Origin of the sequence: Plantactinospora alkalitolerans, from assembly GCF_015690345.1 — a bacterium.
GTDB classification, from domain to species: domain Bacteria; phylum Actinomycetota; class Actinomycetes; order Mycobacteriales; family Micromonosporaceae; genus Plantactinospora; species Plantactinospora alkalitolerans.
In genome coordinates, this window is sequence record NZ_JADPUN010000115.1 from 1 (window position 1) to 26191 (window position 26191).

The following is a 26191-nucleotide window of genomic DNA, read 5'->3' on the forward strand; positions in this document are numbered from 1 at the left end:
ACACGGTGCGGGCGCCGGTGGAGGTCCTGCCGTGACCGGCGGCCCGTCGTCTCCTACTTCGTCGCCCCGCTGGTGAAGCCGTTGTAGATGAAGCGCTGGAGCAGCAGGAAGACGATCAGTGTGGGGACGATGACCAGGATCACCCCGGCCGAGATGACCTCCCACCGGGCCCCGAAGGGTCCCTTGAACCGGAACAGCGAGGTCGAGATGACGCCGAGGTCCCGGTCGGGCATGTAGAGGAACGGGATGAAGAACTCGTTGTAGATGGTGATCCCCTTGATGATCACGACGGTGGCGATCGCCGGCTTCAGCAGGGGCAGGATGATCCTGAAGTAGATGGTGAGGGAGTTGGCACCCTCGATCGCGGCGGACTCGTCCAACTCGCGCGGGATGCTCCGGAGGAACTGCTGGAAGATGTAGATCGAGATGATGTCCGTGCCGAGGAACAGCGCGATCGCCGACCAGCGGGTGTTGAACAGGCCGAGATTGTTGACCACCTGGAACGTGGCCACCTGGGTCGTGACCCCGGGCACCAGCGTGGCCAGCAGGAACAGCAGGATGATCGTCTTGCGGAACCGGAACTGGAACCGGTCGAGGGCGTACGCCGCCATCGAACCGATGAGAACGGTGCCGGCGAGGGAGACGACGAGGATGATCGAGGTGTTGACGAACGCCCGCAGCATGCCGCCCTCGTTGAAGGCGGTGACGTAGTTGTCGACGTTGAACCAGTTGCCGGGCGCGTCGAACGGCTCGCCGTTGACGTACTCGTCGTTGGTCTTCAGCGAGGCCATCAGCAGGGCCACCAGCGGCAGCAGTACGACGACCGAGGCGAGGACCAGCGAGACGTACTTGAGGATGACGGCGATCCGGGCGCCGACGGACCGCGACCGGGTCGACCGGGCGCGTCGCGTGGCGGGTGCCTCGGAGCCGCCGAGGTCGGTCATGCTCACGACAGTTCCACTCTCTCGTCGGGCACGATCCGGCGCTGTACCCAGGTGATCAGCAGAATGATCAGGAGCAGCACGACGGCCATCGCCGAGGCCAGTCCCACCTTGTAGGCCTTGAACGCCAGGTGGACGGTCTGGGTCACGAACGTCTCGCTGCCGTTGGCGCCGCCGGTCATGATGTACGGGATCTCGAAGACCGACAGCGAGCCGCCGATCGCCAGGATGAACGACAGCCCGACGATCGGCCTGATGCCGGGCAGGATGAGGAAGCGGAACTGGTGCCACCGGTTCGCGCCGTCGATCTCGGCCGCCTCGTACATCTGCGCCGGAATCGACTGGATCGCGCCGAGGAAGAGGACGAAGTTGAGTCCCAAGTAGCGCCAGATGGACGTGCCGGCGAGGGAGTAGTTGATGGTGCCCGGATCGCCGAGCCACTGCCGGGACAGGTCGCCGAGGCCGAGAGCGCTCAGGGTCGAGTCGAGGGTGCCGCCGGGCTCGAAGAAGTACAGGAAGACCATCGCGATCGCGACACCGTTGATCAGGTACGGGAAGAAGATGATTCCCTTGAAGAGGTTCCTGAACCTGACGTTGAAGCTCAGCACCGTGGCGAAGTAGAGCGCCAGCACGATCTGGACGACCGACGCGCCGACGTAGTAGAGGCTGACCCGGAGCACGCCGAAGAGTTCGGGGCGGGTCGCGATCTCGACGTAGTTGTCGGCGCCGATGAATTCCCTGGTCGGGCTCAGCCCGTTCCAGGAGGTGACGCTGTAGCCGAACATGCCCAGGACCGGGATGTAGGTGAAGACCACCAGCAGCGCCACGGGCACGATCAGGAAGAGGTACGGGGTGCGGGGCTTTCGCCGGGGCGGCCCCTGCCGACGTCGGCCGGTGGGTCCGAGGCGCCGCTGGGGGATTTTCCCGGACAGCCCGGAGAAGCGACTCGCGGTGTTCGTCGGAGTTGCCATCTGGAAACCCAAACCTTCCGGTAGGCCCGGCCGTACGTCGTCGTGTCGGCCGGTGGGCGTGCGGGCGGCAGCCACCACCCACACGCCCGAGGTCCGTTGCCCGGGTTCGACCGACTATTTGACCTTGGATTTGGCGTCCGACCACTTTCTGTTCAGGTCGGCGAAGATCTCGTCCCTGGTCTCCTTCTTCGCCCCACGCGCGGCATCCACGATCCGTTGCCGGTACTTGCCGTCGCCGAGGGCGATCTCGGCCTGGTTGCCGATCCTGTCGGCCAGCCCTTCCTCGCCCTTGGGCGGGGGACTGAGCTCGATGAACTCGGTGTTCGCGGCGGTCAGGTCCGCCAGGGTGGTCGGCATCGCCTGGCTGATCACCGGGGAGATGCCGCCCTGGTCCACGGCGTAGTTCGACTCGTTCGTGAACCAGTCGATCCAGGCCCGGGCCGTCGCCTTGTTCCTAGAGTTGATGTTGATGGCGTTCTTGTAGTCGCCCGCGATCACCGTGTGGAACTTGCCGTTGACCTGAGAGGGGAAGGGCAGGTATCCGATGTCGGCCTTGTCGGTGGCCGCGCCCTGCATCTGCACGATGGCCCAGGAGCCGAGCATCATCGTGGCGACCTTGCCGGTGCCGATCATGCCCTTGGACTGTTCCCAGTTGGTGGTCGTCGGGTCCGGCTCGGTCAGACCCTGTTGCACGATGTCGAACAGCAGCGAGTCCACGACGTGGTGCTCCCTGCCGGGAGCCCACGGCGCGTCATCCCTGGCCAGCTTGATCGCCGCGTCGGGATCGCCGCTCACCACACCCCGGAGACCCTCCCACTGGGAGAGTGGCCAGGCGTCCTTGTAGTTGGTGTACAGCGGGATCGCGTCGGTCCTGTCCCTGATCGCGGTCAGCGCCGCCAGGAACTCGGCCGGCGTCCTCGGCGGCGCGGTGATGCCCGCCTGCTGCCACACCTTCTTGTTGTAGACGAAGCCCTGCGCGTTGCCGGTGATGGCGAGACCGTAGACCTTGCCGTCGAGGACCTTCTCGTTGCGGACGAACCGGTACCTGTCCTTGAGTTCGTCGATCGTCCCCAGTGGTTCGAAGAAGGTCGACAGCAGGTCGTCGGTGACGGAGTTCGGGATGAGGAGGACGTCGCCGTACTCCTTGGTGTTCATCCGGATCCGGACTTCGCCCTCGTAGTCGGTGATCGCCTCGAACTTGACCGTCGTGCCCGGATACTTCGTTTCGAACTTCTTCTTGTACTCCTGTAGCACGGTATTGACGATGTCGGTGCGCTGGGTGAGTACCGTGATCTCGCCGGAGATGGCGCCGTCGGAGCCGCCCTCTTCGTCACCCCCGCCACAGCCCGCCAGGGCCAGCAGAAGTGCGAGTGCGGTGCCGGCGATTCCGTACCTTCTCATATGCGCGTCCCACCTTTCGGGGTCCACATTGGACACAACACGATATGTAGAGGCGCGCCCTTGGGGGGTGGGATAGGCGTCGCGACTTGCAGGGGAACGTACACGCGGGTTACAGCCGTGTCAACGAGGTGACAACAGCGTGCGAGAACTGAACCGTTAAGTGCATGAACCGGTTCAGGCAGAAGGTGCCGTTTGGCCTGCTAGATGCCTCGACCCAGGCGATGCCGCTGGCGATCCACCTCCGGGGTCACCCTGCGTGAACCGGTTCAGGCAGCGTCGCCACAGGGTCCTGGCCGACGGGGGCGGAGAGGCCCATGTGGATACCGGAAGACAACGACAAAGGGCAGTACGTCTTTGTTGTACTTCGACGACGACAAGTCGGCGAGGTGATGGGCGACGCCGGCATATTGGAGGTCGATCCGATCCGGGAATGGACGCCCGCGCAGTCGTCGAATTGTCAGCGGGGCCCGCGAACTGTGAAGCGGGCGGGTGTTACCCGACGAGGCGTCTGCCGAGCGAGAGGCCCGCATCGGCGAAGCCGTGCCTGCGGTAGAAGCGCACGGCGCCGCTGTTCCGGTGGTGGATGCCGGCGGACAGGTACCGGATCCCGCGATCCGTCGCCCACCGCCGCGCCGCCTCCAGTAGTGCTGATCCGGTCCCGAGGCCCCGGGCATCGGCCAGGACGACCGTGTGTACCGCCGCGGACGGCTCGGCGCGCAGGATCTGATGCTCCGGCGGATCGGGGTGGCGCAGCACCTCGACCATGCCGACCAGTCGCCCGTCGGACGTCTCGGCGACGAGTACGGCGTCGTCCCGTCCGGCCCCCTCGGCGAGTACGGCGGCAAAGTGTCGGGCCACCACGTCCCGCGGCGGAACGCGGTAGACGGCCGGATCGAGGGCGACGTGCGCCTCGGCGTTGGTCAGGCGGAACTCCACCAGGGACGGGATGTCGGTCGCGTTCGCCAGCCGAACCGCTGGCCCTGTCTGCTGCATCGTCCCGATCCTAGGAACAGAGCTGTGGAAGCAGGGTGTCGTAGGTCCACTGTTCCCACCGCTCGGGGGACCAGCCCCGCTCGTGTACGAACAGCAGGTAGAGCTCGGTGCTCAGCAGGGCGTACAGGAGGTCGGCGGCGTGTTCCGCGGAGACTTCCGCGCGTGCTCCCGGCTTGGTGACCATGCTCTTCGCGGCGACGGCGTGCACCTCGAACCGGGGATCACCGCCCGCTGGCCAGAGCTGCGCGACCTCGGCGTCCGTCGTGGCGGCCGTGGCGACCATCTTCGTGATCCGTGCGACCCGTTCCAGGATCTCCCGGGTTCCTCGAATGTGTGCCGCCAGGTGGGTGACGGCGGTGTCGGTCGCCAGGGCGTCCCGGAACCAGGGGCGGTTCATCGTCGCGACCGGTTCGTCGTCCCCGGCGATGGTCACATCGACGAGTTCCTTCAGCAGCGTCCGCTTGTTGCCGAAGACGAAGTAGATCGTCTGTACCGCCACACCCGCTGCGGCGGCGACGTCCTGCAGGTTCGTCGCCCCGTATCCGTGCTCGACGAACAGGTCGCGGGCGGCCTCCAGGATGCGTCGGCGCGTCTCGGCGGCCTTCTGGGTCCGCTTGTTCACTCGCTTGACATCCGTCATGGCTATAGCGTACCTCTAGAGATGGTCACTAGTGATGAACTCTAGAGAAAGGCTCTAGTCAGATGTCCATGAACTCCGCGCCCGCGATCGAAGCCAGCGGTCTGGTCAAGACCTTCGGCGGGAACCGCGCTCTGGACGGTGTCGACCTGGTCGTGCCCGCCGAGGGCGTGTTCGGCTTCCTGGGTCCGAACGGGGCAGGCAAGACCACCAGCATCCGGGTCCTGGCCACCCTGTCTCCGCCGGACGCCGGAACCGCACGGGTGCTCGGCCACGACGTCGTCCGGGAAGCCGACCGGGTACGCGAGCGGATAAGCCTGACCGGTCAGTTCGCCTCGATGGACGAGGAACTGACCGGATTCGAGAACCTCACGATCCTCGCCCGGTTACTCGGCTTCACCAGGGCGGGGGCCAGAAACCGGGCCGACGAACTGCTGGACGGCTTCGGCCTGGCCGAGGCGGGCGGCCGGACCGTCAAGACGTACTCGGGAGGCATGCGTCGGCGGCTCGACGTCGCCGCGAGCATCATCATCAGCCCTGACCTGCTGTTCCTGGACGAACCCACCACGGGTCTGGACCCACGCAGCCGCAACCAGGTCTGGGCCATCGTCCGCGCGCTCGCCCGGGAAGGCACCACCGTGCTGCTCACCACCCAGTACCTCGACGAGGCCGACCAGCTCGCCGACCGGCTCGCCGTCATCGACCGTGGCCGGATCATCGCGGAGGGCACCCCCAGCCAGCTCAAGACGTCGGTGGGTGCCGGAACCGTCCAGGTCCACGTACGCGACCCGGCCCGCCGGTCCGAGGCCGGGCGGCTACTGGCCGAGGCCCTCGGCACCCCGGTCCAGACCGGATCCGACGAAACCGCCCTGTCGGCCCGGGCCGACGATCCCGGGCGTGCCTCGGTCGCGCTCGCCGGTCTGGCCCGCGCCGGTATCGACCTCACCGCCTTCGCGCTCGCTCATCCCAGCCTCGACGAGGTCTTCCTCGCCCTCACCGGGCACCGCGCGGAAACCGACACCGACACCGACGCCCACACCGACGCCCACGCCGACACCCATCAGGAGAAGACAGCATGACCACCACACCAGTTCCGCATGGTTCGGCGGGCCTGCCCGATCGCGCCCTCCGCGACGCCCTGGCGACCCGGCCACGACCACCTCGGACGGGCCCGCTGTCGGCGTCACTGACGCTCGCCTGGCGTGCCCTACTGAAGATCAAGCATGTCCCGGAACAGCTTGCGGACGCGATCATGATTCCAATCCTGTTCACCGTCATGTTCACGTACCTGTTCGGCGGCGCCATGGCCGGCTCGACCCACGAGTACCTCCAGTTCCTCCTTCCGGGCACGATGGTCTTCGCGGTGCTGCTCATCACCGTGTACGCGGGCGTGAACCTGAAGAACGACGTGACCAGGGGCATCGCCGACCGCTTCCGATCGATGCCGATCTGGCGGCCAGCCCTCCTGGTGGGCGGGTTGATCAGCGATGCCGGCCGTAATCTGCTGGCCGCCGGACTGGTCGTCGCCCTCGGGCTGGTCATGGGCTTCCGGCCGGCGGGCGGTGTGATCGGCGTGCTACTCGCGGTCGGGCTCGTCCTGGTGTTCGCCTTCGGCCTGTCCTGGGTCTGGGCGACGCTCGGGCTCGTCCTGCGCACGCCGAGCGCGATCAGCGCCGTGAGCTTCCTCGTCCAGTTTCCGCTCACCTTCGCGAGCAACGTCTTCGTCGATCCGCAGACGATGCCCGGTTGGCTGCGGACGTTCGTCAGGTTCAATCCGGTCAGCCAACTCGTGGAGGCGGTACGGGGGCTGATGAACGGCACGGCCCAGGCGAGTCGGATCGCTGCCGTACTTCTCGCCTCGGGCCTGCTCGTGGCGGTCTTCGCACCGTTGACCATGCGGCTGTACCGCAACCAGACCTGATCTGGACCAGAGGCGTCGACAATGATCCTTCCACCCGGGTCGGCGGCAGGCCAGGTGCCGGCCTCGGCTTCGGCTTCGGCAACTGTGCGTGGTACAGCCGGCGCCAGACGTTAGGGAGCACATCGTGGATTTTGTTGTCAGTTCAATCGGCACCGTACGCAACGACCGTACGGACAGTGCCCTGACCGACCACTGGGGAGAGGTGACCAGCACCATCGTGGTGGACGAGCGGTTCGGTGACGACTGCCTGCTCGGGCTGGCCGAGTTCTCCCACGTCGACGTCTTCTTCGTCTTCGACCGGACCACGGAACGGCCGGACTACCGGCCGCGGCGACCACGCGGCCGGGCAGACCTGCCAGAAGTGGGGGTGTTCGCCGACCGGGGACCACGCCGTCCCAACCGCATCGGCATGACCAGCTGCGCGATCACATCGGTCAAGGGCCGGGAACTCGGGGTGCGGGGACTCGACGCGATAACGGGCACGCCGGTCGTCGACCTCAAACCCACCATGGCCGAATTCCAGCCCACCGGTCTCCGACAGCCCGACTGGGTCGGTCGGCTCATGGCCGACTACTTCCTGCCGTAGCCTCCGTGCTGCTGTAGCTCCGGGCTGCCATGGCCCGTGCTGCCATGGCCCGTGCTGCCATGGCCCGTGCTGCCATGGCCCGTGCTGCGGTAGCCCCGCGCCGCGCTCCGCCGCGTCGGTGCCCCCCGGTCAGCCCGAACGCCTCCGCCGCCGCCAGGTCTCGACGACCTCGTCGACGTCGAAGGTGCGCAGGACCACCGGCGGTCCGTCGACCAGTCCCCGACGGGCCTGCCGGATCCGCTGGTTGAGTTCGGTGACGACGGCGCGTACAGACTGCTCGGACGACTCCCTCGCCAACCGCTCCGTCAGTTCCTCGGCCTCCTTGCGGATCTTCAGCGAGGTCGGCACGAGTCCGGTGAGGTTCTCCCGGCGTACCCACTCCCTGATCCACCAGTTCTCGTCGTCCGTGCCACCGTGCCCGGGCAGGGGGCGGCCGGCGCCGGGCAGGTTGTCGAACTCGCCCCGCTCCTGCGCCTCCCGGATCTGGCGCTCGACGCGGGATTCGTACCGGTCAGGCATCGGATGTCCTCCCTCGGCCGCACCGCCCGTAGCTTCGCCGCCCGCTGACGGGATGACCAGCTCGCGGGCTTGCGCGGCTCGGGCAGGCTCGTCGGTCCCGCGACGCGCGGGGGACCCAATTCTAGGTGCGGGATTCGGGCATTGGCCGCACGTGTGCGCCGGCACACCCGGGTCCGACCAGCGCGAGCCCCGACGGCGGCCGTCGATCCTGTGCCCGCGCTCAGCAAGGTGGTCGATCGCGGATCCGGCGTGTCATGCTGCACGAACCGGACCGACGGGAGTGCCCGTACGGCCCGGACGAGGCCCCCGGCAATCTGAGGAGTCGGAGCTGTGTCAGCCACCGGAACGGTGCGGGCGGCACCGGCGAGACGATCCCTGCGGCCAGTCCTGTTCACCCTGACGATTACCGCGATCTTGGCGCTGCTGTTCGGGGTGCCGTGGTGGACGCTGGTCGTCGCGGGCGCGCACTGGCCGACTTCCGTGACCGCCACCGGCACGATCGTCTTCGTCGCGGCGCTCGTGGCGTTCCCCGTGCTGATGTACCTCGGGCACGGCGGCCGGCACCAGGACTGGGCGGCCCGGACCGGCGACACCCTGCTCGGGGTGGTCTGGGTGCTCTTCGTCTGGTCTCTGCTCGGCAACCTGCTGCGGCTCGGACTGGCCGTCGGCGGCGTCGCTGACCCGGCCCGGTCCCGGATCACCGCCGCGACGGTCGCCGTCGTCACCGTCGGGCTGCTGCTCTGGGGGTACGCGGAGGCGATGCGGGTGCCCCGGGTCCGGCGGGTGGACGTGCGCGTCCGTCGGCTCGGTGCGGGCCTGGACGGCGTTCGGGTCGTCCTGCTCACCGACACCCACTACGGTCCGATCGACCGGGCTGGGTGGTCGTCCCGGGTCGTCGCGGCCGTCAACGAACTCGATCCCGACATCGTGTGCCACACCGGTGACATCGCCGACGGGACCGTCGCGCAACGGCGGGACCAGGCCGCACCGCTCGGTGAGGTCCGGGCCCGACTCGCCCGAACCTACGTCACCGGAAACCACGAGTATTTCGGCGAGGCCCAGGGCTGGCTCGACCACATGCGTCACCTCGGCTGGGAACCGCTGCACAACCGGCACGTCGTCGTGGAGCGGAACGGTGCCCGGCTCGTCGTCGCCGGTGTCGACGACGCGACCGCCGGAGCCTCGGGACGTCCCGGCCACCACGCCGACCATGCCGCCGCGCTCAGCGGTGCCGACCCCGACCTTCCGGTAATGCTGCTCGCACACCAGCCGAAGCAGATCGGCGCGGCGGTCGCGCACGGCATCGACCTGCAGATCTCCGGGCACACCCACGGCGGTCAGATCTGGCCGTTCAACTTCCTGGTACGCCTCGACCAACCAACGGTGCACGGCCTCACCCGGCACGGCGACCGGACCCAGTTGTACACGAGCCGGGGGACCGGTTTCTGGGGTCCACCGTTGCGGATCTTCGCGCCGAGCGAGATCACCGTGCTCACCCTGCGTGCGGGCTGACCGCCGGAGGAGGCGCCGTCAGGAGGTCAGGATCCCGTCTCGTGGTGCGGCGTGGTGACCGGCTTCGACTCGGGTGAGCCGTGCTGGCGGAGGAACACGCTGAGCACGACCAGGGCGCCGACGGCGAGGAACTCACTCTGCCAGTTCTGCATGGACTGGAACCAGAAGTCGCTGGTGCCCAGGAACTGCCAGGCGCTGATCGGAGCGGCGCCGCTCTCCAGCGCCTGTTGTTCGTTGTGCTCGGCGGTCCCGCCCAGGAGGTGCAGGACGAAGGAGGCGCCGAAGATCAGGAACAGGGCGATGGACAGGCTGTTGCGGTAGAGCACGAGCGCCACGCCGCCAACCCGTACCGGCCAGGGCGAGTCGCGCTTCGCGTTGCGGGCGTAATCCTCCGGCCGGTCCGTGTCCGGCTCGGGCTTGGACTCCGACGATCCGCGTTGCACCAGGTACGCGGTCAGCAGTACGTAGCCGCCCATCTGGAGGAACTCCGACTCCCAGTTCTCGAACACCGCCTCCGCGAAGTGGCCGGTGCCGAGATAGCTGAGGTATCCCTGTGGTGCGGCGCCGAACTGGGCCAGCTCCTCGTTGTGGGCGTGCCAGCCGAAGATGCTCTGTAGGACGAGGAAGACCAGGAAGGCTCCGAACATCGACACCGCCAGCGCGTTGTCCCGCAGCCAGTGATGCTCGGTCGCGGTCTTCCCGCCGTCCGCTGATGTCTCTTCCTCAACGAGTTGACGCCCCATCCGGAGGTCTCCTTTCAACAGGAGGTTTCGCTGTCCCCGACTCAAGGAGTCCCGTTCCCCGGCTACTCTCCGTTCCCTGTCTGGATCTGCGGAAAACCTGGTCAGAGCGGATGCGGTCCGGTGGTCGGGCTCGGTGCCCGACATGCCGACGTGGGGCGGCCGGGGAACGAGCGGTTCGCCGTACTGGCCGATCCGGAGGGGAACGGGTGCTGTCCGCCCGACCGGTTGCCCGGAGGGTATGACCCGGATGTCCGGGGCTTGTCCGGCCTCGGCCGCATTGCCGATATATAGATACTGATATATGTTTCCTGGCAGGATCCGACCGAGATGGGCGGACCTGGCGGAGGGAATGTGACCATGTTCGGTCCCGGCGGATCCACCCTGCGTCGACGCGCCGCCATCTTCGTGCTGGCGACGCTGTGCGGGTGGAGCCTCGCGCCGCAGCCGGCAGCATCCGCGGGGCAGGGGAGTGCCGCGGTTCCGGTCGGCAGCGGGAGCCGGACCGAGGCTGCCGCCGCTCCCGGCCTGTATGCCGGCGGAACGTTCACCAGGGCTGGCGGGGTCGCGGTCGACCACCTGGCGACCTGGAACGGCTCGGCCTGGTCGAGACCCGGTGGTTCGTCGACCGCCGGGCCGGACGGCTCGGTCACCGCCCTCACGGTGTACGACGGGGACCTGATCGCCGCAGGTAGTTTCCTGACCGCCGGTGGGGTGCGGGTGAACGGCATCGCCCGGTGGGACGGCACCGCCTGGTTCCCGTTGACCGGCTCGTCCGGTACCGGCGTGATGACGACGCCCCTCGACTTCGTCGACGCGCTGGCGGTGTTCGACGGTGACCTGATCGTGGCTGGACAGTTCCTCCGGGCCGGCGGCGTGACCGTCAACCACATCGCGCGATGGGACGGCAGCGAATGGTTTCCGCTGACCGGGTCCGGTGGCACCGGGGTGAACGTACCCTCCGTCTGGGACCTGGCCGTCCACGGCGGCGCGTTGATAGTCGGGGGCGGATTCACGCAGGCCGGCGGGACCGCCGCGAACGGGATCGCGCGCTGGACCGGCAGCGCCTGGTCGACCCTGGGCACCGGCTTCAACGGTGACGTGCTGGCGCTGACCGTCTTCGACGGGTCGCTGGTGGCGACCGGCGGGTTCACCCAGGCCGGCGGGTCCGCCGCCAACTACGTCGCCGAGTGGGACGGCAGCGCCTGGTCGCCCCTTGGCGCGGGGCTGGACGCGGAGGGTCGGGCGTTGACCGTCTATGGCGGATCGCTTGTCGTCGGCGGCACCTTCACCGAGGCGGGTGGGGCACCGGCGAACTACGTGGCACGGTGGAGCGGCAGCGCCTGGTCGGCGCTGGCCGGGCCGTCGGGTACCGGCACCGAGGACATCGTGGTGTCCCTGGCCGTCCATGGCGGCCGTCTGATCGCCGGTGGCTTCTTCGGCCGGGCGGGCGGCGTGGTGGTGAACCAGGTGGCCGGATGGGACGGTACCGCGTGGTCCCCGCTGGCCGGACCAGCGGGCGCCGGTACGGACGCCGGCGTGTACGCACTGCACACGGTCTGACCGGTCCCCGGCGGTCTGACCGGCTGCCGGTGGTCTGACCGGTTCCCCGGCGGGCTACCGGTCCCCGGTCGGCTACCGGGACGCCGGCGCGCTGTCCAGCATCCGCTCGGCGTACGCGTCGACGAGCTGCCGTTCGGCGGTGCGCAGGTAGGCGTCGAGCACCGCCGTGGCCCGTTCGACGTTCCCGGCCCGGATCAGCTCCAGCAGCTCGCGGTGCCGTTCGAGGTAGGGCTGGTGGAAGGTCTGCGGCGCGTCCATCACGTGGAAGGCGAGGCGGATCTCGGCCAGGGTCTGCCGCATGATCTCCTCGACCCGGGGGCTGGCGGCAAGACCGGCGATGGCCTGGTGGAACTGCATGTTGGCGGTCCCGACGTCGAACCACCGCTGCTCTGCCGCGGCCCGTTCACCCTCGGTCAGCGCCGCCTCGATCGCCTCCATCGCACCGGGGGAGCTGTTCCGGGCGTTGGCCACGGCCGCGCACTCCAGTACCCGCCGTACCCGGTAGATGTCGATGACGTCCTCGACGCCGAGCACCCGGACGAAGACGCCCCGGTTGAGTTCGTGCACGACGAGCCGCTCGTGCATCAGCAGCCGGAACGACTCCCGCAGCGTGTTGCGGGAGACGCCGAGCGCGGCGCCGATCATCTCCTCGGAGAGTCGGGTGCCCGGCAGCAGGGCACCCTCGGTGATCCGTGCACGCAGGACCTCCGCCACCCGTTGCGCCGTGCTCGCCCGACTGATCAACGCTCGGTCATCCTGCAGCTTCGCCAGCCACGTCACGCGATCATTGTCCTTCATTCGTCCGGGCCCACAATCGAGAGAAGGTCCATGCTTTGACGAGATTACAAGTCAACATGACCATTGACGGATTGTTCAACAGTCTGCGAGCCTGAACTCACGGCGCTCCACCGCACTCTTCCCCCCCGGGAGGCGCAATGTCGGTCATCCTCGATCTGAACAGTGACCTCGGCGAAGGCTTCGGAGTCTGGCAACTGGGCGACGACAAGGCCCTGCTCTCGATCGTGACCAGCGCCAACGTCGCGTGCGGGTTCCACGGTGGAGATCCGACGATCATGCGACGGGTCTGCGCCGAGGCGATCAGCCGGGACGTGTCGATCGGCGCCCACGTGGGTTACCGGGACCTGGCCGGCTTCGGCCGCCGGGCGATGGACATCGAACCCGACCGGCTCGCCGACGACGTGCTCTACCAACTGGCCGCGCTCGACGGGATCGCCCGGAGCGAGGGCGGTCGGGTCCGGTACGTCAAGCCGCACGGCGCGCTCTACAACCGGACCGTGACCGACCAGGCGCAGGCCGGCGCCGTCGTGGCCGCCGTCGCCGCGTACGACCCGAGTCTGCCGGTGCTCGGCCTGCCCGGCTCGCAACTGCTGCGTCAGGCCGACGAGGTGGGCCTCAAGACCGTGCGGGAAGCCTTCGCCGACCGTGGTTACCAGTCCGACGGCAGCCTGGCGAAACGCGGCAGTCCGGGCGCGGTGATCACCGATCCGGCGGTGGTGGCGAGACGCTGCGTCAAGATGGCGACGACCGGCCAGGTGACCGCCGTCGACGGTGGCGCGGTCGGGGTCCGGGCCCGGTCGCTCTGCGTACACGGAGACACGCCCGGCGCGGTGGAGCTGGCCCGCCAGGTGCGTACCGCCCTGCAGGACGCGGGCGTACAGCTCGGCACGTTCACCTAGCGATCACCCCGGATCGGTTCCCGTCGACCGGAGCAGCGACGCACCCGGCCGACGGTCACCGGCTCCCGCACCTTCATTGCCACCGCCCGATGCCGCGGGCGGACAGCACCAACCCCCAGTGAAGCGCCGGCTCCATCCCCCTGGTTGGGCCCGGACGGTCGGAACCGGCGCAGCTATCGAGGAAGGTCGAAGATCACCTTGCATGTGCAGAAGTTGACTGAGAGTGTACGTGGCCGAGCCAGGATGCTCGCCGCCACCGCCATCGGTGCCTCCCTGGTGCTGCTGCCCGGCGCCACCGGTGCCCAGGCCACGAGCCCGGCCGGGCACGCCGGACCGGCGGGGCAGTGCTACGACCGGACCGTCGCGACGACGTACGAGGAGACCCGCATCGACACGCCCGCGCTGCCGGGCGGCGTCCAGGTGCCGAGCCGGCTGGTCGAGGTCGGCGGCTTCGCCCCGTTCGTCGCGCGGCTCACCGCCGACCTGTGCGGGGTCCGGTCGGTCAGGGAGGCCGACAAGCTGCTCCAGACCCGAGGCGCCGAACTGTGGCGCACCGCCGTCGAACGGGCCCAGGGCAAGCGCTGGATGGGCAGCATCGAACGCTACGACGACCGGCCGCTCTACTGGTCGCGGCTGACCGGCACCCGCGACCTGCGGCAGTGGACCCCCCGGTTTCCGGTGACCGCCGCCGCCCGCGCCTCCCTGCTGAAGACCTTCGAGTACGCCTCCCGGGGCATCGCCTCGACGGACTTCTCATCGAGCCGGACGGTGACCAGGGTGCTGGTCAGCGGCTTCGACCCGTACCAGCTCAACGGCGAGATCCGGCGCTCCAACCCGTCCGGCGCCTCCGCCCTGCAACTCGACGGTCAGGAGTACCAGGTCGGCGCCCGTACGGTCCAGATCCAGGCGGTAATGCTGCCGGTGACCTGGAGCGGGTTCGATCTCGGCTACGTCGAGGACGCCTTCGGACCGCACCTGACCCGGAACAGCAGGGAGCGCGCCGACCTGATCATGACGATCAGCCAGGGCGGCCGGGCTCGGATGGCCATCGAGCAGTGGGCCGGTGCGTGGCGCGGCGGCAGCGCGGACAACAACAACGAGGGCACCCCCGAACTCGTTCCGCCGGTGACGAACTGGCCGCAACCGTCGACCAACCCCGAGTTCATCGAGACCACCCTGCCGTTCCAGCAGATGATCGACGCCGGAACGACCCCGTGGCCGACCGCGCTCAACCCGCGGATCTGCGAGTGGACCGGTAACACCCGGCCCGACCCGGCCAAGGTCTCCTGCCACGACAACGGCCCGTCCGCCGACGCGCAGGCGCAGGCGGGTGGCGGCGGCAACTACCTGTCCAACGAGAGCATGTACCGCTCGAACCGGCTGCGGCTCGCCCTCGGCGCGACCGACGTACCCGGGGGGCACCTGCACATCTCGTCGCTGGTGTACCCGCAGGACCCGCTGGCGATCATCGACGCTCCGTTCGCCGCCGACCGCGCGCAGACCATCGAGCAGACGGTCGCTCTGGTGAAGGCAGCCGGCGCCGCCGTCTCCTGACCGGCTCCGCCGCGCGGAACACGTCCGAACCAGCCCCGCCGCGCGGAACACGTCCGACCGGCCCCGGGTGACGGCAGACCCGGGCCCCGGCGGGCCACGTGATGGGAAGGGCCCCTTCCTATACAGAAAGCGATAAGAAGGGGCCCTTCCTTGCATTTCTTCCCAGCTCCGGTGCGGGCTGGCCGCCAGCAGAAAGGCCTGATCATGCGCAAGATCACAAGCATCACGGTCGCCGTTGTTCTCGCCGCCGGGCTCGCCGGCTGTGGCGGAGGAGACGACGCCGGTTCGACCGACGAGGTCAAGCTCGCCGGGCTGTGGCCGTTGAGTGGGCCGAACGCCACCCAGGGGACGGACGTGCTGCACGGCGCCGAACTCGCCGTGGACGTCATCAACAACGAGCATCCCGGGCTGGACCTGCCGCTCGGGCCGGGTAAGGGGCTGCCGGGGCTGGGCGACGCGCCGGTGAAGCTGATCACCGGCGACACCCAGGGCAAGCCCGAGATCGGTGCCGGCGAGGTTGACCGGCTGGTCACCACCGAGAAGGTCGCCGCCGTGATCGGCTCGTACCAGTCCGGTGTGACCCTGACGGCGAGCCAGCGGGCCGAACGGCTCGGGGTTCCGTTCGTGAACGAGGCCTCGTCGTCGGTCGCGCTCACCGAGCGGGGCCTGGAGTGGTTCTTCCGGACCGGACCGACCGACGAGACCTTCGCCCGGTCGATGTTCGACTACCTCAAGGCCCGGCAGGCCGGCGGCGACCAGATCCGGACGGTCGGCATCTTCCACAGCAACGACCAGTTCGGCAACGACGGCGCCGGAGTGACCGAGAAGGTCGCCGCCGAGGCCGGCCTGCCGGTCACGGTCAACGTCGCGTTCGACCCGACGGCGGCCGACCTGGGCTCCCAGGTGGCACAGGTGCGGAGCAAGAACCCGGACGTACTGTTCGTGCTCGCCTACACCGACGCGGCGATCAAGCTGATGAAGACGCTCGACCAGCTCGACTACTATCCGCCCGCGCTGCTCGCCTACGGCAGCGGCTTCGCCGACCCGGCGTTCGCCACCGGGCTGGGTCCGCTGGCCAACGGCGCGTCGAGTCGGGCGGCCTGGTCCAGCGAGATCGCCGCGAAGCGGCCGGCCGCGAAGACCGTGGCCGACCTGTTCCAGCAGCGGTACGGCGCTCCGATGACCGAGAACTCGGCGCGGGCCTTCACCGCCGTGCTGGCCCTGGCCCAGGCGATCGACACCGCCGGCTCGACCAAGCCGGCCGCGATCCGGGACGCGCTGCGGGGGCTGGACATCCCCGGCGAGAAGACGATCATGCCGTGGACCGGCATCAAGTTCGACGACAAGGGCCAGAACACCGGCGCCGCCGGAGTCGTCGAGCAGATGATCGAGGGAAAGTACCGGGTGGTCTTCCCGGCCGACCTCGCCTCCGTACCGCCGGTCTGGCCGATGAACAAGGCGCAGCGGTGAGTGGGCGCGGCGACGAGCGGAGCGGGGAGGGCGCATGAGCGACCTTCTTCAGTCGGTCGTCAACGGCCTGCTGATCGGCGCGGTCTTCGCGCTGGTGGCGGTCGGCCTGACCCTCATCTACGGCGTCATGGACGTGATCAACTTCGCGCACGGCGAGATGGTCATGCTCGGCATGTACACCTCGTTCTTCGCCTGGTCGGTGCTTGGCCTCGACCCGCTGTGGTCGATCCCGCTCGCCGGGGTGTCGATCGCCCTGACCGGCCTGCTGATGTACGTCGGCGCGGTCGGTCGGGTGCTCGGCAGGTCACCGCTGGCACAGGTGATCGTCACCTTCGGACTACAGGTGTTCCTCCGTGGCCTGGCCCAGTTCCTCTGGACACCGAACACCCGCACCATTCCCCGGCCCTGGGCCGCCGGACTGCGCTGGGAGATCGGGCCGGTGATCATCGGCGGACCGCAGGTCATCATGGCGGTCGGTGCGCTGCTGGCCACCGGCGCGGTGGCGTACTTCATGAACCGGACCCGGCTCGGCGGCGCCGTACGCGCCGCCGGCGAGGACCCGGCGGCGGCGTCACTGATGGGAATCGACCCCCGGAAGATGTACGCCCTGTGCTGGGTCGTCGCCGGCCTGGCCACCGGGGTCGCCGGAGCGCTGCTGATGAACTCGTACTCCGCGTCGCCGACCGCCGGGGTCAGCTTCGTCCTGATGGCCTTCGTGGTGGTCGCGTTCGGCGGGTTCGGCAGCATCACCGGGGCCGCCCTGGCCGGACTGCTGGTCGGAGTCGCCCAGGGAGTCGTCGGGCTGTACGCCCCGAGCTACACCCTCGCGGCGGCGCTGGCGCTGTATCTGGTGGTCGTCCTGGTACGACCGCAGGGACTGCTGGGGACCAGATGAGCCAATCACGAGAGGCAGGACGATGAGCGCGCCGACCGTACTGCACCGGCCGTCGCCGGCCCGGCTCCGAGCATTTCCGGTACGACGGCTGCCGTCCTGGACCACCGCTGTGGTGATCGTGGCAGCGCTGGCCGCGTACCCACTGGTCTTCGCCGACTCGGCGGCGCACAACATCGGCATCCTGGCGTTGACCTTCGGCATCGCGGCCACCGGATGGAACCTGCTCGGCGGCTACGCCGGACAGGTCTCCTTCGGGCACGCGCTGTACTTCGGCACCGGCGCCTACACCACCGCGCTGCTGGTCCGCGACGGCTGGTCGCCGTGGCTGGCGATCGCCCTCTCGCTGCCGCTGGCCGCGTTGTTCGCCGCCGCCGTCGGCTGGCCGTGCTTCCGGCTGCGGCACCACTACTACTCGATCGCGACCATCGCCGTCGCCGAGATCGTCTTCATCCTGGTCACCAACCTGCCCGGCCTCGGGCAGGCGAACGGCTGGGAGTTGCCGGTGGTCGAGCCGTCCCTGGCCAACCTGCAGTTCTCGCTGCTGGACAAGCGGCCGTACTACTACGTGGCGCTCGGCTTCTTCTGCGTCGCCGCGCTCGCCGTCTGGCTGTTCCTGCGGGGCCGGGCCGGAAACTACGTCCGGGCCATCCGCGACGACCAGGTCGCCGCGGCGGCGGTCGGGATCGACGTGCACCGGTACAAGCTGGCCGCCGCCGCCCTGTCCGGGGCGATCACCGCGCTGGCCGGCGGCTTCTACGTGATGTACGTCCTCTTCGTCGACCCGCCCTCGGGGCTCGGACTGGACCTCTCGGTGTCGTTCACCCTGATGGCCGTGCTCGGCGGGGTCGGCCGGTTCTGGGGGCCGCTGCTCGGTGCCTGGGTGCTGGTCTTCGTCCAGGACCTCACCCGGCAGGAGTTCTCCGGCAGCGGCCGATCGGTGGACCTGCTGCTCTACGGTGCGCTGATCGTCCTGGTGTCGATCACCGAGCCGGGCGGCCTGCTGGCCATCCTGCAACGGTTGTGGGCGCCGGTCGCCCGCCGACTGGGCCGGGCGTCCCGGACCGAAACCGACCCTGAGCCGGTCGAGTCTGCTGAGGTGAAGGCATGAGCGCGACGTTGTTGAAGGTCGACAACCTGTCCTGCCGGTTCGGTGGGCTGTGGGCCAACCGGGACGTCAGCTTCTCCGTCGAGCAGGGCGCCATCATGGGGCTGATCGGACCGAACGGCGCCGGCAAGAGCACGCTCTTCGCCATGGTGGCCGGCGCGCAGCGTCCCACCGCCGGCCGGTTGCACTTCGACGGCCGGGACGTCACCGGCTGGCCACCGCACGCCGCCGCCCGGGCCGGGGTCGGCCGCACCTTCCAACTGATGCGGGTCTTCGGCTCGATGAGCGTGCTGGACAACCTGACCACGGCGTCCTTCGTCCGGCATTCCCGGTTGCGGGACGCCCGGCGGCGGGCCCGGGAGGTCGCCGAACTGGCCGGACTGGTACCGGTACTGGACTCGCCGGCCGCGTCGCTCACCGCGGCCTGGAAGAAGCGGCTGGAGATGGGACGGGCGCTCGCCACCGACCCGAAGTTGCTGCTGCTCGACGAGGTGCTCTCCGGACTGACGCCCACCGAGGCGCGCGAGGCGGTGGAGATCGTCCGCACCATCAACCGTGGCGGCGTCACCATCCTGATGGTGGAACACGTAATGGAGGTCATCATGCCGCTCTGCCACCGGCTGGTCGTACTGCACTACGGGCAGAAGATCAGTGAGGGCGCGCCGGAGCAGGTCGCGCACGACCCGGCCGTGGTCGAGGCGTACCTCGGAAAGGCCCTGTAGATGTTGACCGTGAGCGATCTCCATGTGGACTACGCCGGGGTCGTCGCGCTGCGCGGCGTGGACCTGCGGGTCGAACCCGGCGAGCTGGTGGCGCTGGTCGGCGCGAACGGGGCCGGCAAGAGCACGCTGCTGGCGGCCGTATCCGGGCTGCACCGACCGGTACGCGGCACGGTGACCTTCCTCGACGAGGAGGTCGGCAGGCTGCCGGCGTACCGGATCGCCCGCCGGGGTGCGGTGCTGGTGCCGGAGGGGCGGCGGCTGTTCGGGCACCAGACCGTCCTGCAGAACCTGCTGCTCGGCGGCTATCACCGGACCTCGGCGGAGCGGGAGGCGGACCTGTCCCGGGTGTACGAACTCTTCCCGATCCTCGCCGAGCGGTCCGGTCAGCGTGCCGGCACCCTCTCCGGGGGTGAGCAGCAGATGGTGGCGCTGGGCAGGGCGCTGATGAGTCGACCGAAGCTGCTGATGCTCGACGAACCGTCGCTCGGCATCTCACCCAAGTTCACCAGGATGATTTTCGAGGTGCTGGCCGAGATCCGCCGGGCCGGCACCACCATCCTGCTGGTAGAGCAGAACCTGCGGGCCGCGCTGGAGCTGGCCGACCGGGCGTACGTGCTCCAGACCGGCGAGGTGGTGATGTCCGGCCCGGCCGACGAACTCGCCTCCTCCGACGAGGTACGGCGCTCGTACCTCGGGCTGTGAGCCGCGTCGACGAGGGATGGGCGGCGGTGCGGATCATCCCGGTGGGCCTGCGTGCGCTGCTGGTCGAGGTGCCGGAGCCGGCGTACGCCCACGCGCTGGTCGCCGAACTCGACCGGCGGCGGGAACGCGGTGAACTGCCCGGCGTCGAGGACGTCGTACCCGGCGAACGCACCGTGCTGGTCGACGGGCTCGACGATCCGGCGGGCCTGGCGGCGCAACTCGCCACCTGGCGGCCGACGTCGGCCCGCCTGCCGGACGGCCCGCTGGTCGAGGTGCCGGTCCGGTACGACGGTGCCGACCTCGCGGAGGTCGCCCGGAGATGGCAGGTTCGCGAGGAGGACGTCGGACGGATCCACAGCGCCCCGGAGTACCGGGTCGCGTTCTGCGGCTTCGCGCCCGGCTTCGGTTACCTCACCGGACTGCCCGAGCGCTACCACCTGCCCCGGCGGGCGGTGCCCCGGACCAGGGTGCCGGCCGGGTCGGTCGCGCTGGCCGGTGGCTACGCCGGGATCTACCCACGGGACTCGCCGGGCGGCTGGCAGCTGCTCGGCCGTACCGACCTGGTGCTCTTCGATCCGGGCCGGAACCCGGTCGCCCTGCTCACCCCCGGCACCCGGGTCCGGTTCCGGGACGTCGACGCTCCCGAGGACGCCGATCGGGACGTCAGCGGATGAGCACCGGACGATTCGTCGAGGTGGTCCGGTCCGGCGCGCTCAGCACCGTGCAGGACCTCGGCCGCCCCGGGCACGCCCACCTCGGCGTACCGCGGTCGGGAGCGCTCGACCTTCCGGCGCACCTGCTGGCGAACCGGCTGGTCGGCAATCCCGCGGACGCGGCGACGATCGAGACGACGATCACCGGAGTCTCGCTGCGGGTCGGTCAGGCCGCCACCGTCGCGGTCACCGGGGCGTGGGCACCGGTGACCGTCGACGGCCGCCCGGCGGGCTGGTCGGCGCCGGTGTCGGTGCCGGCGGGCGCGCGCGTCGACGTGGCCACCGCGAAGCGTGGCCTCCGCAGCTACCTCGCCTTCTCCGGCGGTATCGCGGTTGCGCCGGTGCTCGGTAGCAGGTCGACCGACCTGCTCTCCGGACTCGGACCGGCCCCGCTCGCGGTCGGTGACCGGCTGCCGCTGGGCGAGGTTGCCGGGCCGCCGGCTCCGGTCGACGTCGCCCCGACCGGGACGCTGACCGAGGAGACGACCCTGCGGGTCGTGCTCGGCCCGCGCGCCGACTGGTTCACCGACGACGCGCCGGGGATTCTCGCCGGGCCCGGATACCGGGTGTCCACCCTGAGCAACCGGGTGGGGATGCGCCTGGAGGGACCCGCGCTGCCCCGGCGGATCGGCGGGGAACTGCGCAGCGAGGGGGTGGTGCTCGGAGCGGTGCAGGTGCCCGCCGCCGGCACCCCGGTCATCTTCCTGGCCGACCATCCGACGATGGGCGGGTACCCGGTGATCGGCGTGGTGCACCCGGACGACCTCCCACTGGCCGCCCAGGCCGCACCCGGCACCCCGATCCGGTTCCGGATCGTCGAGGGTGTGCGGAGGGGGCCCTTCTTATACAGAAAACGATAAGCGAGGGCCCTTCCTTACATTGGTGGGGCACGTCCGGGTGGACGTGCCGCGAAAGGAGCACTCGATGAACGGAACCATCCGGCCCGGCTTCCACCTCGCGATCCCGGTCGACGACCTGGAGCGGGCCCGCGCCTTCTACGGAGGCGTGCTCGGGCTCGCCGAGGGCCGGTCGTCGGACGCCTGGGTGGACTGGAACTTCTACGGCCACCAGATGGTGACCCACGTCGTACCGGCGGCGCGGCAGGCGGACGCGGGCAACAACCCGGTCGACGGGCACGACGTACCGGTGCCGCACTTCGGGCTCATCCTCTCCGTCGACGACTTCCACGCCCTGGCCGACCGGCTCCGATCCGGCGGCGGGGAGTTCGTGATCGAGCCCTATCTCCGGTTCGCCGGGGAGCCGGGGGAGCAGTGGACGATGTTCTTCCGCGACCCGGCCGGCAACGCCCTGGAGTTCAAGGCCTTCCGTGACGAGTCGCAGATCTTCGCCAGGTGAAGCCGTCCGGCGCCGCCGACGCCTCGCCGGATGGACGGACGGATCGCCGAGATCGGGGCCCGGGTGCGTCCCGGCCAATCCTGACCGGCCGGGACGCACCCGGGGTTACCTGATTCGGTGACCTCCTTCGAGGTGATCACCAGGGGGCGGGTCGGTGTCGACCTCCATCCGTACACATGGCCAGGGCCGACTCCGGACCTGCCCTGGGATCAGTGGTGGTCGGCCGCTGCGGCGCGCGGCAGCAGCGGCAGGCACAGTCCGCACAGCACGATCACGCCGAGCACTCCGAGCAGCGTGAGAAGCAGGCCGGAACGCGCGCCGTGGACGGCGCCGACGGTGAGGAAGAGCGTCGAGACGACGGCCGAGCCGACGGCGTTGACGATCTGTTGTACGGCGTTGAGGGTTCCGCTGGCGCTGCCGGTCTGCTCCTCGTCGACGTCGCCGAGCGTGACCGCGAAGAGCGAGCCGAAGCAGCAGCCCATGCCCAGTCCGCAGAGGAACAGGGGCACGGTGAAGAGCCAGGCTGGTGCCTTGGCACCGACGATGGCGAGGTAGCCGAGCACACCGGTACCGGTCAGCGCGAGCCCGACCGTGACCAGGCGACGACCGAGCCGGACGATGGCGCCGCGGGCCGAGAACGAGGCGATGATGATGCCGACGGAGAGCGGCAACATGATCTCCGAGGTCCGCAGCGGCGCGAGCCGCAGCCCCGATTGCAGGTAGAGCGACGTGACGTAGAGCAGGCCCGCGACGGCCGCGAAGAAGAGCGACGAGACCAGGAGGCCGGCGACGAAGCCCCGGTTACGGAACAGCGCGGGCGCCAGTAGCGGGTTCCCGCCACGGAGCTGGTGCCGGGAGAAGAGGGCCAGCAGGGCGAGGCCGGCGACGATCGCGAACACCGGCAGCGGAGTCCAGCCGCCGTCGGCGCTCTGGATCAGCCCGCCGAGCATCCCGAGCACGCCGAGCATCAGCAACAGCGTCGCCAGCGGATCGATCGCGACCGCCCGCCGCCCGCGGTCCGCCGGCAGCACCCTGGCCGCGATCAGGAGCACGACGAGCGCGAGTAGGAGGTTGGCGGCGAAGACACCGCGCCAGCCGAGGCCGAGCGGGTCCGCCTCGATCAGCAGCCCGGCGACGACCGGCCCGCTGATCGAGCCCACCGCCATGAGCGGGCCGAAGAGTCCGAACACGCGACCGAGTTCGGTACGCGGAAAGGCGCGGAGCAGGATGCTGAAGCCCTGCGGGATCAGCAGGGCACCGAACGCGCCCTGCAGGAGACGAGCTCCGATGATCGATGCGGAATCCCAGGCGAGCGCGCAGAGCAGCGATGCGGCGCCGAATCCGGCGATGCCGAGGAGGAACGACCGGCGGTAGCCGTACCGGTCGCCGATTCGGCCGCCGACCACCAGGATCGAGCCGAGCGCGAGGGCGTACGTCGAGCCGAGCCAGGGCGTCAGCGAGACCGGAGCGTGCAGGTCCCGTACGACGGACGGGGCGGCGATGTTGGTGACCGTGGTGCTGAGCAGATCGAGGATGTCCGCGACCAGGATGACGGCGAAGATCCACCATCGGAGGGCGGAACGGATGGGGGTGCTGATTTCGGGCATGACGCAGCACTCTCTCTAAGAGCTAGAGATCAGACGCCATCGCTGGGGATGACGCCGTGCTGGCCGGAAGTCCCGACACGGATACGCCTCAGGGCGTAACTCGCTGCACCTTACGGTGATCAGGTTAGCAGGCCGCCCGAGGTGTGCTGAAACGCCGCCGCGCGGGCCCCTACGCGGTTCAGGTACCGGCGGCGCCCTCGGTCAGGTCGGTCACCGCCACGTTCGGCGACGGCCCCGCGACCCGGCTGATCCGTCCCCATTCCCGGGTCGCGGCCGGCTCCCACCTGGAGTGTTGGCGATGGAAGAGCCGGGCGGCGCGGGCACCGATCCACCGATCGGGGAGCAGTTCCCCGGGCAGCCCGGGATCGATCAGCGGTAGGCGACGCCAGGCGTGTACGAGCCGGGTGAAGCGGGCGATCGGATCGTCGGTGGGTTGTCGCGTGAACTCGGCGACGAACGCCTCGTAGGCCCGCTCGATCTCGTCGAGGTCCCATGCCTGGCGGACCAGGCTCGGCAGGTCGGTGCCCGCGAGATATTCGGAGAGGAAGATCTGTGCGTGTTCGGTCACCCCGGCTTCCTGGAGGACGAACTCGGCCTCCTTGACCCGGCCGGTGTGGGTGCTGATCCAGACTCCGGGTGCGGGCCTGCCGAAGCCTGCCCAGCCCAGCCGGGTCTGTAGCACGTGCCGCCCGGTCCGGTTGCTCTCCGGTATCCGGACGAGCAGGAGCAGCCACCGGCGGTCCCAGTCCGGTTGGGTGGCGGTGAAACCGAGGATTCGGCTGGCACCCATGTCGAGGAACTGCTCGAACGCCGGGCTGAGTCGCCACCACGTGTACCGTCCGGCGCGGCTGGGGATGAGCCAACCGTCCGCCGAGGCGCGCACCAGGGCCTGTCGGCAGGCCGCCTCCGCGACGCCGAGCCGGCCCAGCGCGTCGATGAACGCCGACGTCGGCGCGGGTTGCCTGGCCGGGCGGGCGTAGTCGCCGAGGACGGTGATCAGCAGTCCTCGGACCCCGCCGGTGCCGGCCGCGTACCGCCGGGACAGGACGAACCTCTCCCGGGACGCGTTGCCGAAGGGGCCGGGCGGGAGGCGGCTGTCTGGTGGTTCAGCCATGCCCGGATCGGTGGTCGGCCGTCCAGGGGTGACCAGGATCAGGATGCATCCGGGGATTGTATTGCCCTCGGTGGACCTCCAGGCGACGAGGCATTGAGGCGGAACTCGTTACTGAATCGACGTGTGACGTTCTCCCGACGGTGATGCTATGCATCTTCGACAGTGTCGTGGGCTTCGTACCTGTTCAGGCGGTCGGCTCTGTTCGGTCGGTGATTGGGATTAGACTAATAAGTTGACTGACGACATGAGTCTGTCACATGATTGCAGCGACAGGCGTCGATGTGACGTGTGCAGGATCGTTGGGAGGACGAGCATGGCTCTTCGTACCCGCATGGCCGCGGCCGGTGCCGCGGTCACCACGGCGTTGGCCGTGATCTCAACCCCGCTGCGGAGGTGTGGGGGCGGGGCGATGCGCCGCCCCCGGCTCCGCGTGCTCGTCGCGGTCGCCGTGCCGGTGGCGTTAGCCGCCACCGGCAGCGTCGTCTCGGCGACCGCGCACGCGGCAGCCGCCGGTTGCCGGGTGAACTATGCGGTGAGTTCCCAGTGGCAGGGTGGCTTCGGCGCCAACATCAGCCTGACCAACCTGGGTGATCCGATCACCAACTGGATGTTGACCTGGTCGTTCGGTGCCGGCCAGCAGGTGACCCAGGCATGGAATGCCACGGTCACCCAGAGCGGGTCACAGGTCAGCGCCCGCAACGTGGGCTGGAACGGCAACCTCGGCACCAACACCAGTACGACCTTCGGATTCAACGGCTCGTGGAACAACAGCAGCAACCCGGCACCGTCCAGCTTCGCGCTCAACGGTGTGACCTGCAACGGTACGAGCCAACCGGGACCGACGGGAACGCCCACGTCCGGCCCCACCCCGACGCCGCCGAGTCCGACCACGGGTCCGACCGGCGGCCCCCAGCCGGCGAACTCGATGGGCTTCATCGGCTGCTCGATGGCGGAGAACGTCGCGCAGGGGTATGTCGCGATCGGCGGCCGGCGCATCTGGGGCCCGTACGGGACCGGCGGCATGGTCGTGCAGTCGTGGACGGACACCAATTCCAGCTCGTGGCGGCTGTTCGACCAGCAGGCGAGCCGGTACGGAAGGCCGACGGCGGTGTGGGTGCAGATCTGCATCTTCTCCCAGAACGGAGCGACCTACGACGAGGTCAGGCGACTCATCGCCAACGCCCGTCAGCACGCTGCCCCCGGAGCGACGATCTACATCTCCGGTCAGCCGCTCTACGATGCCGGCCAGAGCTGCTTCCTGGCCGGGGCCAACGGTCCACAGTTGACCGACAGCCTCGCCCGGCAGGCGGCCGCCGACACGACGCAGAACGTGACCTACCCTGGGACGTTCCGGCTACGGAGCAACGAGGTGTCGGACGGCTGCCACGCCAACTCGGCCGGACAGTCGTCGCTCGGCAGGCAGGCCCAGGCGTACTGGGGCTGAGTACGGAACCGGGCCGGCTGCCGCTTGC

26 protein-coding genes are annotated in these 26191 nt (G+C 69.5%); 16 read left to right on the top strand and 10 right to left on the bottom strand.

Annotation, left to right across the window (positions count from 1 at the left end; all coding sequences use genetic code 11):
* Nucleotides 1–53: 53 nt before the first annotated feature.
* The 5 genes from I0C86_RS10180 to I0C86_RS10200 all read right to left on the bottom strand — a co-directional run bounded on the left by I0C86_RS10180 (nt 54) and on the right by I0C86_RS10200 (nt 4946).
* Nucleotides 54–944: a carbohydrate ABC transporter permease gene (locus I0C86_RS10180; RefSeq protein WP_196201008.1), complete on the bottom strand. Its 891-nt coding sequence runs from the start codon at nt 942–944 to the stop codon at nt 54–56.
* A gap of 2 nt (nt 945–946) precedes the next feature.
* Complete coding sequence (locus I0C86_RS10185; protein ID WP_196200973.1) at nt 947–1912, bottom strand: carbohydrate ABC transporter permease; 966 nt, start codon at nt 1910–1912, stop codon at nt 947–949.
* Nucleotides 1913–2026: 114 nt separating this feature from the next.
* Nucleotides 2027–3313, bottom strand: coding sequence for an ABC transporter substrate-binding protein (locus I0C86_RS10190; protein WP_196200974.1), 1287 nt, complete (start codon nt 3311–3313; stop codon nt 2027–2029).
* Nucleotides 3314–3805: 492 nt separating this feature from the next.
* Nucleotides 3806–4306, bottom strand: a complete 501-nt coding sequence (locus I0C86_RS10195; RefSeq protein WP_196200975.1) for a GNAT family N-acetyltransferase — start codon at nt 4304–4306, stop codon at nt 3806–3808.
* Between the two features lie 10 nt (nt 4307–4316).
* Entirely contained in the window at nt 4317–4946 is a 630-nt protein-coding gene (locus I0C86_RS10200) for a TetR/AcrR family transcriptional regulator (protein WP_196200976.1), read from the bottom strand.
* 68 nt (nt 4947–5014) lie between these two features.
* Here I0C86_RS10200 and I0C86_RS10205 point away from each other — a divergent pair, with 68 nt between their 5' ends.
* The 3 genes from I0C86_RS10205 to I0C86_RS10215 all read left to right on the top strand — a co-directional run bounded on the left by I0C86_RS10205 (nt 5015) and on the right by I0C86_RS10215 (nt 7450).
* The gene (locus I0C86_RS10205) at nt 5015–6022 is read left to right on the top strand and encodes an ATP-binding cassette domain-containing protein (protein ID WP_196200977.1); all 1008 of its coding nucleotides are present in this window, start codon (nt 5015–5017) and stop codon (nt 6020–6022) included.
* On the top strand, nt 6019–6864 hold the full coding sequence (locus I0C86_RS10210) for an ABC transporter permease (RefSeq protein ID WP_196200978.1): 846 nt from the start codon (nt 6019–6021) through the stop codon (nt 6862–6864). The genes I0C86_RS10205 and I0C86_RS10210 overlap by 4 nt, the downstream gene beginning before the upstream one ends.
* Before the next feature lie 124 nt (nt 6865–6988).
* Nucleotides 6989–7450 (top strand): SAM-dependent methyltransferase, encoded by a 462-nt coding sequence (locus I0C86_RS10215; RefSeq protein ID WP_323373569.1) that lies wholly within the window; start codon nt 6989–6991, stop codon nt 7448–7450.
* Between the two features lie 129 nt (nt 7451–7579).
* Here I0C86_RS10215 and I0C86_RS10220 read toward each other — a convergent pair whose 3' ends face one another.
* On the bottom strand, nt 7580–7969 hold the full coding sequence (locus I0C86_RS10220; RefSeq protein WP_196200979.1) for a DnaJ family domain-containing protein: 390 nt from the start codon (nt 7967–7969) through the stop codon (nt 7580–7582).
* A gap of 330 nt (nt 7970–8299) precedes the next feature.
* Between I0C86_RS10220 and I0C86_RS10225 the strand changes: the two genes are divergently transcribed.
* Entirely contained in the window at nt 8300–9481 is a 1182-nt protein-coding gene (locus I0C86_RS10225) for a metallophosphoesterase (RefSeq protein WP_196200980.1), read from the top strand.
* Between the two features lie 26 nt (nt 9482–9507).
* Here the strand turns inward: I0C86_RS10225 and I0C86_RS10230 are convergent, their stop codons facing one another.
* Nucleotides 9508–10224, bottom strand: a complete 717-nt coding sequence (locus I0C86_RS10230; RefSeq protein WP_230393914.1) for a DUF6766 family protein — start codon at nt 10222–10224, stop codon at nt 9508–9510.
* Between the two features lie 357 nt (nt 10225–10581).
* On the opposite strand from I0C86_RS10230, the gene I0C86_RS10235 reads away from it, so the two are divergent.
* Nucleotides 10582–11784: a hypothetical protein gene (locus I0C86_RS10235; protein ID WP_323373574.1), complete on the top strand. Its 1203-nt coding sequence runs from the start codon at nt 10582–10584 to the stop codon at nt 11782–11784.
* Between the two features lie 72 nt (nt 11785–11856).
* Here the strand turns inward: I0C86_RS10235 and I0C86_RS10240 are convergent, their stop codons facing one another.
* Nucleotides 11857–12564, bottom strand: coding sequence for a GntR family transcriptional regulator (locus I0C86_RS10240; protein WP_323373570.1), 708 nt, complete (start codon nt 12562–12564; stop codon nt 11857–11859).
* Between the two features lie 155 nt (nt 12565–12719).
* Between I0C86_RS10240 and I0C86_RS10245 the strand changes: the two genes are divergently transcribed.
* The 10 genes from I0C86_RS10245 to I0C86_RS10290 all read left to right on the top strand — a co-directional run bounded on the left by I0C86_RS10245 (nt 12720) and on the right by I0C86_RS10290 (nt 21998).
* The gene (locus tag I0C86_RS10245; protein WP_196200983.1) at nt 12720–13481 is read left to right on the top strand and encodes a LamB/YcsF family protein; all 762 of its coding nucleotides are present in this window, start codon (nt 12720–12722) and stop codon (nt 13479–13481) included.
* A 213-nt stretch (nt 13482–13694) separates the two neighbouring features.
* Complete coding sequence (locus I0C86_RS10250; RefSeq protein ID WP_196200984.1) at nt 13695–15035, top strand: C15 family peptidase; 1341 nt, start codon at nt 13695–13697, stop codon at nt 15033–15035.
* Nucleotides 15036–15239: 204 nt separating this feature from the next.
* On the top strand, nt 15240–16505 hold the full coding sequence (locus tag I0C86_RS10255; RefSeq protein ID WP_196200985.1) for an ABC transporter substrate-binding protein: 1266 nt from the start codon (nt 15240–15242) through the stop codon (nt 16503–16505).
* A 34-nt stretch (nt 16506–16539) separates the two neighbouring features.
* Complete coding sequence (locus I0C86_RS10260) at nt 16540–17400, top strand: branched-chain amino acid ABC transporter permease (protein WP_196200986.1); 861 nt, start codon at nt 16540–16542, stop codon at nt 17398–17400.
* 22 nt (nt 17401–17422) lie between these two features.
* Nucleotides 17423–18508, top strand: coding sequence for a branched-chain amino acid ABC transporter permease (locus I0C86_RS10265; RefSeq protein ID WP_196200987.1), 1086 nt, complete (start codon nt 17423–17425; stop codon nt 18506–18508).
* Nucleotides 18505–19227, top strand: coding sequence for an ABC transporter ATP-binding protein (locus I0C86_RS10270; protein ID WP_196200988.1), 723 nt, complete (start codon nt 18505–18507; stop codon nt 19225–19227). The genes I0C86_RS10265 and I0C86_RS10270 overlap by 4 nt, the downstream gene beginning before the upstream one ends.
* Entirely contained in the window at nt 19228–19929 is a 702-nt protein-coding gene (locus I0C86_RS10275) for an ABC transporter ATP-binding protein (RefSeq protein ID WP_196200989.1), read from the top strand.
* A 26-nt stretch (nt 19930–19955) separates the two neighbouring features.
* The gene (locus I0C86_RS10280) at nt 19956–20603 is read left to right on the top strand and encodes a 5-oxoprolinase subunit B family protein (protein WP_196201011.1); all 648 of its coding nucleotides are present in this window, start codon (nt 19956–19958) and stop codon (nt 20601–20603) included.
* Nucleotides 20600–21502: a 5-oxoprolinase subunit C family protein gene (locus I0C86_RS10285; RefSeq protein WP_196200990.1), complete on the top strand. Its 903-nt coding sequence runs from the start codon at nt 20600–20602 to the stop codon at nt 21500–21502. The genes I0C86_RS10280 and I0C86_RS10285 overlap by 4 nt, the downstream gene beginning before the upstream one ends.
* A gap of 64 nt (nt 21503–21566) precedes the next feature.
* Nucleotides 21567–21998: a VOC family protein gene (locus tag I0C86_RS10290; protein ID WP_196200991.1), complete on the top strand. Its 432-nt coding sequence runs from the start codon at nt 21567–21569 to the stop codon at nt 21996–21998.
* A gap of 209 nt (nt 21999–22207) precedes the next feature.
* On the opposite strand, the gene I0C86_RS10295 is transcribed toward I0C86_RS10290, so the two are convergent.
* Together I0C86_RS10295 and I0C86_RS10300 are read right to left on the bottom strand one after the other, a co-directional pair.
* On the bottom strand, nt 22208–23605 hold the full coding sequence (locus tag I0C86_RS10295; RefSeq protein ID WP_196200992.1) for an MFS transporter: 1398 nt from the start codon (nt 23603–23605) through the stop codon (nt 22208–22210).
* A gap of 178 nt (nt 23606–23783) precedes the next feature.
* Complete coding sequence (locus I0C86_RS10300; protein WP_196200993.1) at nt 23784–24719, bottom strand: PaaX family transcriptional regulator; 936 nt, start codon at nt 24717–24719, stop codon at nt 23784–23786.
* Between the two features lie 313 nt (nt 24720–25032).
* Here I0C86_RS10300 and I0C86_RS44970 point away from each other — a divergent pair, with 313 nt between their 5' ends.
* Nucleotides 25033–26163: a cellulose-binding domain-containing protein gene (locus tag I0C86_RS44970; RefSeq protein WP_323373571.1), complete on the top strand. Its 1131-nt coding sequence runs from the start codon at nt 25033–25035 to the stop codon at nt 26161–26163.
* Nucleotides 26164–26191: the final 28 nt, after the last annotated feature.